General features: G+C 60.4%; 10 protein-coding genes and 1 pseudogene. All 11 read right to left on the bottom strand.

Going from position 1 to position 12,243, the window contains the following annotated elements; translation table 11 throughout:
* Nucleotide 1: 1 nt before the first annotated feature.
* Nucleotides 2-837, bottom strand: a pseudogene (locus IVB32_RS28270) (SDR family oxidoreductase).
* Nucleotides 824-1,132 carry a ferredoxin gene (locus IVB32_RS28265; protein ID WP_247285933.1) on the bottom strand — a complete coding sequence of 103 codons (309 nt, stop codon included), beginning with the start codon at nt 1,130-1,132 and terminating at the stop codon, nt 824-826. Before IVB32_RS28265 ends, IVB32_RS28270 begins: the two are co-directional and overlap by 14 nt.
* Before the next feature lies 1 nt (nt 1,133).
* A complete protein-coding gene (locus IVB32_RS28260; protein WP_247285968.1) occupies nt 1,134-2,423 on the bottom strand; it encodes a cytochrome P450 in 1,290 nt (429 codons plus the stop codon).
* A gap of 1,178 nt (nt 2,424-3,601) precedes the next feature.
* The gene (gene fdxB, locus IVB32_RS28255) at nt 3,602-3,886 is read right to left on the bottom strand and encodes a ferredoxin III, nif-specific (protein WP_247285932.1); all 285 of its coding nucleotides are present in this window, start codon (nt 3,884-3,886) and stop codon (nt 3,602-3,604) included.
* A 13-nt stretch (nt 3,887-3,899) separates the two neighbouring features.
* Nucleotides 3,900-4,100 (bottom strand): CCE_0567 family metalloprotein, encoded by a 201-nt coding sequence (locus IVB32_RS28250; protein ID WP_018457678.1) that lies wholly within the window; start codon nt 4,098-4,100, stop codon nt 3,900-3,902.
* 7 nt (nt 4,101-4,107) lie between these two features.
* Nucleotides 4,108-4,578: a NifX-associated nitrogen fixation protein gene (locus IVB32_RS28245; RefSeq protein WP_018457677.1), complete on the bottom strand. Its 471-nt coding sequence runs from the start codon at nt 4,576-4,578 to the stop codon at nt 4,108-4,110.
* A gap of 10 nt (nt 4,579-4,588) precedes the next feature.
* On the bottom strand, nt 4,589-4,984 hold the full coding sequence (gene nifX / locus IVB32_RS28240) for a nitrogen fixation protein NifX (protein ID WP_247285929.1): 396 nt from the start codon (nt 4,982-4,984) through the stop codon (nt 4,589-4,591).
* Between the two features lie 22 nt (nt 4,985-5,006).
* Complete coding sequence (gene nifN / locus IVB32_RS28235; protein ID WP_247412042.1) at nt 5,007-6,389, bottom strand: nitrogenase iron-molybdenum cofactor biosynthesis protein NifN; 1,383 nt, start codon at nt 6,387-6,389, stop codon at nt 5,007-5,009.
* A gap of 9 nt (nt 6,390-6,398) precedes the next feature.
* A complete protein-coding gene (gene nifE, locus IVB32_RS28230; RefSeq protein WP_247412041.1) occupies nt 6,399-8,033 on the bottom strand; it encodes a nitrogenase iron-molybdenum cofactor biosynthesis protein NifE in 1,635 nt (544 codons plus the stop codon).
* 119 nt (nt 8,034-8,152) lie between these two features.
* Entirely contained in the window at nt 8,153-9,712 is a 1,560-nt protein-coding gene (nifK, locus tag IVB32_RS28225) for a nitrogenase molybdenum-iron protein subunit beta (RefSeq protein ID WP_247299153.1), read from the bottom strand.
* Nucleotides 9,713-9,792: 80 nt separating this feature from the next.
* On the bottom strand, nt 9,793-11,295 hold the full coding sequence (gene nifD / locus IVB32_RS28220) for a nitrogenase molybdenum-iron protein alpha chain (RefSeq protein ID WP_247369443.1): 1,503 nt from the start codon (nt 11,293-11,295) through the stop codon (nt 9,793-9,795).
* Nucleotides 11,296-12,243 lie beyond the last annotated feature (948 nt).

Raw genomic sequence — 12,243 nt, 5'->3', positions numbered from 1 at the left:
GTCAGCAGCGCGGCGCCGCGGCCGCTTCGGCGGTGTGCCGGCAGGCCGCGCGGCGCGGCTGTTGCCACGCTCGGCGTACGTCGGCACATGCGCCAGCATGCCGCCGTCGATGCACACGACCCGGCCGGTGATGAACGCAGCATCGTCGTAGAGCAGGAATGCCACCAGCGCGGCCACGTCCCTCGGCGCAGCCGATGCGCGGCAGGAGCTGGTGCCGCCGCAGATGCCGTTGCATGCACTCGTCCAGCTTGGCGAGGAGACGCTCGGTCATGACGAGACCCGGCGCAATCGCGTTCCAGCGGATCTGCGCATGACCGCACTGGGTGGCGAGCGAGGCCCACAGCATTTTCATCGCCGCCTTCGACGCGGCGTAGGACGTCTGCGCGGGGTCAGCGCTGAGCCCCTGCCACGACCACATGTTGACGATCGCGCCACCGCCGCGAGCGATATGGCCTGCGGGCAGCAGAGCAGCGTGCCGCGCAGATTGGTCGCCATGGTCTCATCCGAGACGGTCAGGGCCAGGTCGAGGATCGCGCAGTGGCGCGGGGTCAGATGCATGTCGCTCGCGTTGTTCACCAGCAGGTCAACCCCACCGAAGTGCCGCTCCGCCGTCTCCCGCAGCGCTGCCACCGACTGCGCGTCCGCGATGTCCATGGCCACGGCCAGCTGCGTGGCCCGCTTCGGCCGCGATCTGCGCGGTGCAGGCGATGCCCGCCGAGCCATCAATGTGGACCACCACCACTCTGCCGCCCTCGCGCGCGATGGCGAGGGCGCTGCCTTGCCGATGCCGGCGCCAGCGCCGGTCACCACGGCCACCTTGCCTTCAAACGGCGCCATCGTGTCCTCCTGGATTGCGTTGTTCTTTCGCGGCATGCCGCTCGGCCTCTCCCGGAGAAGGCGCAGGGTCGGCGCTGGCGCGCTCGTCATCGCCAACGTCGCTTTCGATGACCCGAATGGCGGCGACTGGGCATTGGCTGGCCGCGAGCCGCACGGCGGCGTGTAGCGCCTGCGGGACCGTCGCCACGCACACTTCGGCCACGCCGTCCGGTTCGCGCTGGCGAAAGGCGCCCGGCAGCGTCAGCACGCACTGCCCGGTGGTTGCGCACAGATCCTGGTCGACCACGACGCGCATCTCAGCCCCCCTGCCCACGCAGCCGCACCGGCAGCGCGCGGAACGTCCTAAGGAACTCGGAGGGCTCCCGGGTCGGCGGCTCGGCCAATGCCAGCGTGGGGAAGCGCGCCTGGATCCGCGGCAGGCTCTCGGCCAACTGCACCCTGGCCAGTTGCGCACCGACGCAGAAGCGGATGCCGTGGCCGAAGCTCAGCATGATCTTTCCGTCCGTCGACATGCCGGGACTGGTGCCGTAGAACCGCGCGGGATCAAAGCGGTCGGGATCGGCGAAGGCGTCCGGGTCGCGATTGCCGGCCGCGATCAGCACGCGCACGTCCGCGTTCTTCGGGATCACCACGCCGCCCAATTCGATGTCGCGCTGGGCGATCCGCATAGTGGTGCTGAACATGACGGGCGAATCGCGGCGCAGGACTTCTTCGACGAATGCCTGCACCCCCACGGCGTCTCCCTCAAGCCAGTGCCGCTGTTCGGGATACGCTAGCATCGCCAACACCGCATGGTCGATGGTCGCAGCAGTGGTTGAGAAGCCGCCCAGCAGCATGCCCCAAAGCATGCTGATCAACTCCGCATCCGACAGCGTGTCGGCATCGTCGTCGTGTGCGCCGACCAGCATCGACACGACGTCGTGGTGGGGATCGGTGCGCTTACGCTGTATGAGGTCCCCGAAGTAGGCCTGCACCCTGGCGCTGGCCGCGTCGGCCGCGGCGAGCTGGGGGTCGCTAGCGTGCGGGCCCAGGCCTTTCAGAATGGGGTCGATGACGGCGGCGAGCCCGAACATGTCGTCCTGGGGCATGCCGAACAGTTCGGCCAAGACCAGCATGGGCAAGGCCAGCGCGAATTCCCGATGCAGGTCCACCGGCTCCCCGCGCTCCAGCGCGGGCGCCATGCCGTCCAGGCGCGCTGCGACGATGCGCGCGATGCTCGGCCGCAGGTTTTCGATCTGGCGCATGGTGAAATCGCGCGAGATCAGCCGGCGCAGACGCGTATGCGCCGGTGGGTCCTTCATCGCTATTGTAGACGCCAGCAGATTGAGTGACCGGCTGGTCGCCGCACGCGGAAAATAGCGCGCCAGTTCGCCCGGCGCCGGTGCCCGAAACGCATCGCCCGTGGCCTTGAGCGCCCAGTAAATATCGGCGTGGCGGCTCAATAGAAAGAGGCCCGACGCCGCGCGATGCACCGGATCGTGCTCGCGCAACCACCGCATAAACGGATACGGGTCGTGGGTGCGCGCTGGCGACGCCAGTTCGGCGAAGGCGTCCCGGCATGCTGCCGTGGTTTCTTGCACGTCCATCTTCCTTACCTGTTGGCTGGCTGATCCGACCGGCGCGCGCCAGGCGCTCGGGCAAACTGCTGAGAACATCGGGGCGATTTCGCCGAGGCCCCCTGCCCATAGAATGCTGTCTGATGCGGATTTGACATTTTGCTTTTCTTTCTTCGTTCCATCGATCGCGGTGTCATCCACGAAATGAAGGTCGGTCGGCGGCTCCCGGCTCGCAACGAAGGAGCTTCAAAACTCGTGCCAATTTGGCCGACCCAGCAGAAGGAAAAGATTGTGATTGCTTTCAGCGGATTAGCCTGAGGCCAGACAAGAGCTCGCGAACTAGGCCAGTGTCGCGGACCAACAAAGGCGACAGAACAGTGTCGGATAGTCGTCAGACGCCAGACTGGCGACACCTTCTTTATCAGTTCTCCTGAATGACGATTCCAGTTGCTGGAATATATGCGGCCTCTCGCAAGTGGACTGCTGTTGCAGGCAGGCCATAATGAGATCCGCGCACACGCGTTCCCAATGAAGGTTTGGGGCACGAAGCCCGCTTTTTTGCACAGGGCTTACGGTATGCTGATCCACTGTTTCGTCATCACTATCGCGAACCTTGCAATCGAGCCAGAAGCGTCAGGCAAACGCGGGATCTCTGCCTTCGTCGCCACGCATCTGCTCGAAGCGCTAACAAAGACAGTGCTCCAGATCGACTTCACGTCCGTCGCGATGTCCGGGACTGTTAGCATTCTTGCTCTTCGGGGGAGCGCTCCACGTCGATCTCGCAACGTTGGTAAGCCGCGCCGTACCCCGAATCGAGCTTGCCACCTTCGCCACGATCACGTCGACGTTTATCCTTGGCTTTCTATTCTGGCAGCCCGCTGGTCTCCTTGGTTAGTCGCTGCCGCTGTCTTTGGCGCTCGTGTCTGGCGGCCTCATCAGCCTGACCGATCCGGTAGCGGTCATGGGTACGCTCAAAATGTAAAGGCACCTGAAAGTCTCGAGGTCGAGATGCAGGGCGAGTCACTCTTCAACGAGGTGTCGGCATTGTCGTTTTCACGATCCTGCTGGCCTTCGCCGCCGGCGGTCCATGCGAGGTCGCGGCCCGATTCGGCAACTGCCGGCTTCACGCCAGAACAGGTCGGATCTGGGAGTTCCCTACCAGCTTGTATCTGACAACTCACTCGTCGATCTCGTCGGAGAAAGCTGAATCAACGAGGTGGTGTGTGGGTCTGACAGTTTGTTGGGCACACCCGGGCGCAGGCGCTGCAGCCGATGCAAGCGCCTTCGTCCTTCAGCACCATGACCTTCTTTTCGAGCTCATCGTCGTCCTCGTCGAGATCGATGATCTCGCCACCCTCGCTTAGCCCCTTCAGCGTCATGACCTCACGGCCGCAGATCTTGTAGCAGCGGCCGCAGCCGATACACTTGGTGGGATCGATAGAAACCAGGTAGTCCGGCCTCCAATTGCGACCGTCGCGGGTCTTGAATGACATGGCTAACCGTCCGCTATGTTTTGTCCAGCGCCTCGAGATATTGGCGCTTGCTTTCGAGCTCGCTGAAGGCAGCGTGGGCCTTCTGGGCCACGCTCAGGATCGACGACCAGTTGACCGGCAGCTCCTCGGAGAGGTCGTGGAGGTCCATCTTGGCCTGGGTCGCCTTGGCCGACAGCTTCTTTATTTCCGCTTTCAGAGTTTCGATATCGCTCACACTTGCCTCAACAACTCGCCACTTCCGGGAACTTACGGATCATCTCAACGCCGCTGTTGACGAATTTGTCGCCTTGATTGGCGAGATCAGAGAGATGGTCGAAACCAAAGCGATGCACGTCGCGCAGCTGCTTGCTCACGACAACGAGCCGGCCGCCGATCAGCACGATCCGACCGAACCCTTCGTGATGCATCTTCAGCATTGGCGAGATCATCACACCGGTTGCCTTCTCGATAGAGAGCGCAACGGCGTCGAAGAACAGCTCCAGCCGCCATGTCGTGTCCGGGTCGGGATTGCCGACGATCGGCAGCGCACGGCGCTTGCGCTTATCGAGAACGTAGGGTTCGAGCAGCTCAAGATCCTTTTTGCCCTCCCAGGCGCCGTGGGTGTCCTGGGCGCGCCAGATCTTGATGAGCTCTTTCAGAAATGGCCATTCCGCGGCGGCGGCGGCTGGAGTGACTTCAGACGGATCGGCCATCTTTATTCCTTCAGGCTTCGAAATCCACCGTACGATCCCGGCTTTTGGTGAGCAGCTTCCGCAGCCAGGGCGGCGGCGACCCCTTCAGCACGGTTTCGAGTTTGACGCAAAGGTCGTGGATGGGCTCTGGCTGCAGCACCTTCATCGGATGGATGTTCCTGGCGACGACTCGCGCAGCACCCGAGCCGCCAATCGCCGCAACATAGAGGATTGCGCACTCCCTGATCGCCTCGATCTTCGGCGCGAGCTTATCCTCATTGCCGTCTTCGGTGAGGTCACCGTCGAATTGGATCGCCTCGATGAACCGATGCCCGTCCGGGCCGACCTCGTAGATCACGATGTTCTTGGCCCAGCCGAAGTGGGCATCGACGTGCTTCAAGTCCTGAGTGGCGAATGCAACTTTCATCCGGGTTGTTTTCTCTCCCTGCTCAATGCAACTGGGGTGGATGGACCTGTGGGCCGCCGCAGCTTGATCGCCAGGTGTCGGGCGTCGGCCCATGGTTCGCTTCGCGGTCGGTGATGATCAGATTGGCAATGTCAAAGATCAGATCGCGCGTGCCGCGATAGCCAACCATCGTGAGGTGCGCAGCGCCAAGGCGATCGAACATCGGAAAGCCTACCCGGAAGAACGGGACATTGAGTCGCGAAGCGGCCTGGCGACCATGTGAATGCGACATCAAGAGGTCGCAGTCACGCGACCTGGCAAGCTCTTCAAGGTCCTCCAGATCGCCGATCAGGACGTCCTCGGTCCTGACCCGCTGGAGCACCGGTGAGTTCGTCGTCGTCACCGCAGCACTTACCTGTGCGCCCATCTCGTGGAGCAAGCTGGAGAGATCGAATAATAAGTCCGGCTCGGCGCCGATCGCGAGCTTGCGGCCGCCGATATGGAAATGTGCATCCAGCATGGCGTCTGCCAGCTGTCCACGCTGCCGGCGATATTTCCAGGGCACCGACCGGCCGCTGATCTGGCTCAGGAAGGCGATGAATTCGTCATTTGGGATAAGGCCACAGAGCCGCTCGAACAGGCGGAACGGCGCGCCTGTCTGCACCTGCATGGCCTCGGCCGCACGGCGCATCTGCGCGCCGATCGCGATCGTCCAGGCCACCTGCCCCATGGTCGCAATCTCGTCCACTCCAATGCCCCCGATCGTGGTGGGCGTGAATTCGTCGGGGATGTGACCGTCCAGCGAACCGGCGACGTCCGGCAGGAACGAGGGCTTGAGCCCAAAATCCTCAAAAATCGTGCGCAGCTCGTCGAGATCGCCGGGCGTGAGGTGGCATCCAGGTAGCACGTTGACGCGGGAGATATCGCGCGGTCTCGCCGTGTCGACGGGAGCCACAAGCATCTCGATCATCCGCGCCACTGTCTTGCCCCAGCCATCCTGAAAGGCATCCTTGAAATCCGGGGTGGAGACGTAGACAAGGGGCAGCTTTTCGAGCTTCGGATGCTTCTGTCGGATCAACCGGATGAAGGCTTCGACGTCATCGCCGTTGGTCTCGGTGACGCCAGTCGAATTGATACCAATGATCTCAGGCTCGAGCCGATTGTAGATGTTGAGGATCGCCTGTTCGAGATTCTCGTGGCCACCGAGCACGGTGGCAACCTCGCTCATGGCCGTCGTCTGCATCGGCACGGCTTCATTGAAATGGCGCACGAACAGCGTTAGCCCGAAGGAGGTGCAACCTTGCGGACCGTGCAAAAGCGGCATCGCGCCGCGCAGTCCCAGGAAGGCAAATGAGCCGCCGATCGGCTGGCTCATTTTGAGCGGATTGACCGAACAGGCTTTCTTCGAGGTAGTGACGATCGCCATGCCGTTCCCCTACTCCGCCGCCTGCAGCGCAGGGGGCTGCAAATCGGAACGAATGTCCTTACAAGCAACGCACCGTGAGGTGGAATTGGTGCATGGCTTGGCGAGGTTCAGCCCATGGGCCGCAATCGCGCTCTCGCCACCGCTGGCCTCATTTTCATTCGCGAGACTTATCGCATTGACGCCGTTCTTGCTCGCGTCTCGAACCGGATCAGCGGCTTGCGCATACATCTGCGCAACCGTCCTTCCCTGACGCTTTCGGTCGAACTCATCCCATGGCGCGGCTTGGCGGAGCTGATCCCATATCGGATTGTAGAGCGCTTTCTCGATCTCCTCCATGAGCTTGACAATCCCGATATAGCCCATATAGGCGTAGCAGCGCTCCTGGTTGATATCGAGCCACGGCATCGCCGCCTTTAGTGCGACGAATTGCGACTTGCCGCCGGAGAGCATGATGTCGGCTTTTGCGTCCTTTAGCATCTTGTAGATCTCGCGAGGCGACATGTCCTCGATCATGTGGGCGTGCTGGCCCATTAACTCCTTGATACGTTCCTTGTCCTTCTTGGTCGATTTCTTCACGGACGTGCCGACGATCTCGAGCCCGGCCTCTTGCAAAGCGGACACCATCGACCAGGATTTCACGCCACCGGTGATGAGAACAACCCTCTTTACGGCAAAGCGTGGCTTGAAACGTTCAATCGCAGCCCAGGCTTTGGTCTCTTCGCGTGCGATCAGGGCTTGCGTGCGTTCCATCAGCTCGGCCGGCGCGCCGCGTTCGATCAGCATGCGCGCGATCTGGCGTAGTGAATCGCTGGAATCCTCAATACCGTAGAAAGAGCCTTCAAAAAACGGGATGCCGTAGCGCTGCCTCATCTTGCGTGCGACGTTGATCATTGCCTTTGAGCAGACCATCATCGCGGCTTTGGCTCGGTGCGAATAAGCCACCTCGCGATACTTGCCGTCCCCCGAGATGCACGACAGGATCCGGATTCCGAGCTCATCGAGCAGCGGCTTGACCTGCCAGAGCTCGCCGGACAGGTTGTATTCGCCGATGATGTTGATGTCATACGCAGTGGTGTAATCGGGCTCTCCGGTACCGATGACGTGCTCCAGCAGTGCTTCGCCTGCGAGCTTGTTGCCGAGGTTCTTCGACCCCACAAATCCCGGTGCATTGATGGGAATGACCGGTTTGCCAAGTTTGGCGGAGGCTGCCTTGCAGACCGCATCGATGTCGTCACCGATCATTGCGGGCACGCATGTCTGGTAGACGAAGATGGCCTGCGGGTCGTATTTCTCTGTGATCTCCTTGACTGCCCTGTACAGCCGCTTCTCGCCGCCGAACACGATGTCGGTCTCGCTCATGTCCGTGGTGAAGCTTCTGCGCCAAAGATCGGAGCCGGAGGAGGCGGAACCGCGATTGTCCCAAGAATTGCCCTCACAGGCGATTGGACCATGCACAAGATGGGCGACGTCGGTGAAGGGCTGCAGTGCGACTTTGGCGCCATCGAAGGCACACCCACCGGCGACGCCGCCCGGCTTCAGCTGCTTGGTGCATCCATTCTTGCGCTCGACGTTCGACTTGCTCGCATTCCTGGCGCAGCCCGGTTCGTTAAAGAGGTCCTGTATGGTCCTGGGAAGCGAAGTCATGGTGTCTCTTTCGGGGATGTCAAGACATTCGCACAGACCAAGAGGATGGCCCGGCGGAAAACCCGGGAACCCCGCCACAGCGCCGCTGTTCCTGCGGACGATGAGGCGGGGCGCTCGCCTCAACGTATGATGTCGAAGCTGTAGTCTGTCTTGCCAACCGAGCTGGTTTTTCTATCGATCTCATCAAAGATCTTGTCGAGAATCTTGACCAGCACATTCATGCTACCCTGATAGCCCCACACTGGATAACGATGGTGATGATGGCGATCGAAGATGGGAAACCCGATGCGGATTAGCGGCGTTCCAGTGTCACGCTCGAGATACTTGCCGTAGGTGTTACCGATCAGGAAATCGACTGGTTCTGTGAACAGGAGCGAACGCATGTGCCAGAGATCCTTGCCCGGGAAGGCGCGGCAGTTTCTACCGAACGGCGAGCTCGCGAACAGCGCCTGCATCTTCTGCTCCCAGCCCTTACTTCCGTTGGTCGAGAGCACGTGCGTCGGCTCAGCGCCAAGCTCCAGCAAGAATGCGGCAAGGCCATAGCAGAGGTCGGGATCGCCGTAGATCGCGAACTTCTTGCCGTGAACATGCGCGCTAGAGTCAGCCATTGCGTCTACCAGACGCCCGCGCTCCCGCTCCAGCGCATTGGGAATTGCCTTGTTGGTGATACGCGACAGCGTCATCAGGAAATCGTCCGTGGCGCTGACACCCAGAGGGTGATTGAAGGAGACGACCTCCTGGTCGTGCCCCTTGATGAAGGGCAACGTCTTCTCCGTACAATATTGCTGCATGGAAATGGTTGCCTTCGCATGGACTGCGTTCGCGGCATCCTTTAGTGTCGTGCCGCCATCATACATGCGGAACTCGCCGTCGGTGGGGGTATCGAACACATCACTGTTATCCGCGAGGATCGTGTAGCCGATCCCCATCAGCTCGAAGATGCGCTTTATCTCACGGATGTTTCCGACAGTGTAGCCGTCGAAGCCACCGATGAAGTTGATCCAGTTGTTCGCCTTGCGCTGGAGTTTAGGCGCCGTGCCGGCTTTGCCATCCCAGAAATGCTCGAGGATGCCCTTGAGCGCGTTGTCGTAGCCCGTAATGTGACTACCGACGAATGCAGGAGTGTGAGCGAATGGTACGTCGTAGTCCGCGGGGACTGAACCTTTTTCCTTTGATGTTTTGATGAAGGCGTTGAGGTCGTCGCCAATGACTTCCGCCATGCAGGTCGTGGCGACCGCGATCATCTTCGGCTTGTACATGTTGTAGCTGTTGGCAAGCCCGTCGGTCAGGTTGTTGAGCCCCCCGAACACAGCCGCGTCTTCCGTCATGGACGAGGAGACGCACGAAGTCGGCTCCTTGAAGTGCCGCGACAAATGGCTGCGATAATACGCGACGCAACCCTGGGAGCCGTGGACGAACGGCAGTGTGCGCTCGAACCCGAGCGCGGCGAAGACCGCACCTAGCGGCTGGCAAGCCTTCGCCGGATTGACGGTTAGCGCCTCGCGGGCGAAGTTCTTCTCGCGGTATTCGGGCGTCTTGGACCATTCTCCGATACGGTCGACTTCGGCGGGATCGTGCGGATTCTCAAATAGCGCCTTCTTATTGGCCAGCATCTGCTGGTATTCGTCTCCCCGGAAAAGCTCAGAGTGGTCGAGGATGTGTTCGGCGTTCTGTGTCATCATGGCACTCTTCAGGTTCTTGTGTTCGTTCTCCTGCCCTTCCCTCCTCTGCGGAAGAAAGGGCCCGAGCGTCGGCTTTCCTATTCCGCCGCCATGAGGCTCGGCCGCGGAGCGTCCTTCCAAGGTGCGGTGGTCTTCCCCCAGATCGGGGAGTTGATTGCCATGTCCATGTCTCGGGCGAAGATCGCGAAGCCGTCATAACCGTGGTAAGGACCCGAGTAGTCCCAGGAATGCATTTGGCGGAACGGCACGCCCATCTTTTGGAAGACGTATTTTTCCTTGATACCGGAGCCGACGAGGTCGGGCCGGATCTTTTCGACGAAGCGCTCGAATTCGTAACCGGTGACATCGTCGTAGATCAGCGTGCCGTCCTTGACGTAGTGCTGGGCGGTGCGCTGATAGTCGTCGTTGTGACCGAACTCATAGCCTGTGCCGACAACATCCATGCCGAGGTCCTCATACGCGCCGATGACGTGGCGAGGACGTAGGCCGCCGACGAACAGCATTACGGTCTTGCCATCGAGCCGCGGCCGGTATTTCGCGGTGATCGCATCGACCAGCGGCTGATATTTCGCGATGACGCGCTCGGCGCCCTCCTTGATCTTATCATCGAAGAAGCTTGCAATTTTGCGCAGCGACTCCGCGATTTTGGAAGGCCCGAAGAAGTTGTACTCGCACCAGGGAATCCCAAATTTTTCCTCCATGTGCCGTGAGATGTAATTCATCGAGCGATAGCAATGCAATATGTTGAGCTTCGCCTTCGGCGTCGCCTCCAATTCAGCGAGAGATCCATCCCCGGACCACTGGGCGATGACGCGCAGGCCCATTTCTTCGAGCAGGATCCGTGACGACCAAGCGTCGCCGCCGATGTTGTAGTCACCGATGATGGCGACGTCATAGGCGGTCGGCTGAAATTTAGAGCTGGCTTCTGGGGCGCTCTTGTCGAAGATCCAATCTCGAATGGCGTCGTTCGCGATGTGATGGCCGAGCGATTGTGACACGCCACGAAAACCCTCGCACCGCACAGGCACGATGGTTTTGCCGCCATATTCCTTTGACTTTTCTCTGGAGACTGCCTCGATATCGTCACCGATCAAACCAATCGGACATTCGGACTGAATGGTAATGCCCCTGTTGAGAGGAAACAGCTCCTGCAGCTCGTCGATGAGTTTGGTGACCTTTTTATCTCCGCCGAACACGATATCCTTTTCTTGGAAATCGGAAGTGAACTGCAGTGTCACGAACGTGTCGATGCCGGTCGTGCCGACGTAGTAGTTGCGCCGCGAGCCCCATGAGTACTGACCACAGCCGACCGGACCGTGGCTAATGTGGATCATGTCCTTGATCGGCCCCCAGACCACGCCCTTGGAGCCCGCGTAGGCACAGCCGCGGATGGTCATTACGCCCGGAATGGACTTGATATTGGATTTGACGCCACAATCCGACTTCCCCGCCTCGTGAACACTCAGATGCTTGGCGCGCCTTTTGGCGGTCTTCTCTGGGTAGACCTTCAACACCTCATCAATTAGCTGCTTGTTGCGCGCCTTGATCTCTGCGACGCTTTCGGTAGTTGCTCGGCTCATACAAATTTCCTTTCCATTGTCGTCTCAAATGAAGAAGCGACGCTTTTCCGGTAGACCGACGGATTTCCAATCCGGCGTTGAGGTGTAAAGCGTGCAATCTCCCTGGCCGGTCCGACCGGACGCAACTCCGCGGGGTTCTGGATCATGCCGCAGCGGCCGGTCAGAATGTTGCAGCTCATCGGCTAAGCGCTTGCGAGCGCCATGTGTGACGCTGTTGATTTGTCGACGGAATGGCTGACCAACACGCGTCTCGGTGATGTCATGCCTGCCCTCCAGCCTTGGTCATATCGGCATCTTTACTCGCTCGCGTGCCATCAGGGGGCGGCCTGCCCCTCTGCATGTCGATGCAAAGGCTAACAGCCGCCTGTTGCGCAGGGGTTTGCAACGAGTGTGCCAGCGCTGATTGAACACAAAAACCCACGTCTGTAGAACTAGATAGCTGGCAGGATGCGGATGTTAGAAACCCGACCCTGCGTGGCACCGACAGGCGTACCCGCTAACGCTCTGTCTGAAACAAAACAATCACTTGCGCTCTCCGCCAGCGAGATAGGTAGAGTCTTCGCGCGCCGGCGTCACTCCGGTGCGCAGCTTTGCTTGGCGCCCCCATCGAGCGATCGCAAACACGATCGGCTCGAGAGAGTTCAGCGCACGTAGATGCGCCCATGGTGTTTGCGATCGATACGGAGCAAGTGATGATTGAGCGCTGCAGCACCTCTTCTGGATGACTAAGAGAACTCAGTTGTCAGCAGACGGCGTTGTTTCACTTACAGGCGATCTTTCGGTTCGCTCGTCATTCCAGTTGATCTCGTGGAGACGCGCTCTAAGTGGCGACACCCGATCTCGTGGAGAGCATTGGGGCTGATCGATTCTCAGCCCGCGATAGCCTTAAAGGCGCAAGCTCGTGGCCCTTGGTCATTCGGGGTAAAGAGGTCGGCGTTCTACAATGGC

This window comes from Bradyrhizobium sp. 23, assembly GCF_023073295.1.
Classification (GTDB): Bacteria; Pseudomonadota; Alphaproteobacteria; order Rhizobiales; family Xanthobacteraceae; genus Bradyrhizobium; species Bradyrhizobium canariense_D.
This window is presented reverse-complemented; position numbering and strand designations above follow the sequence as displayed.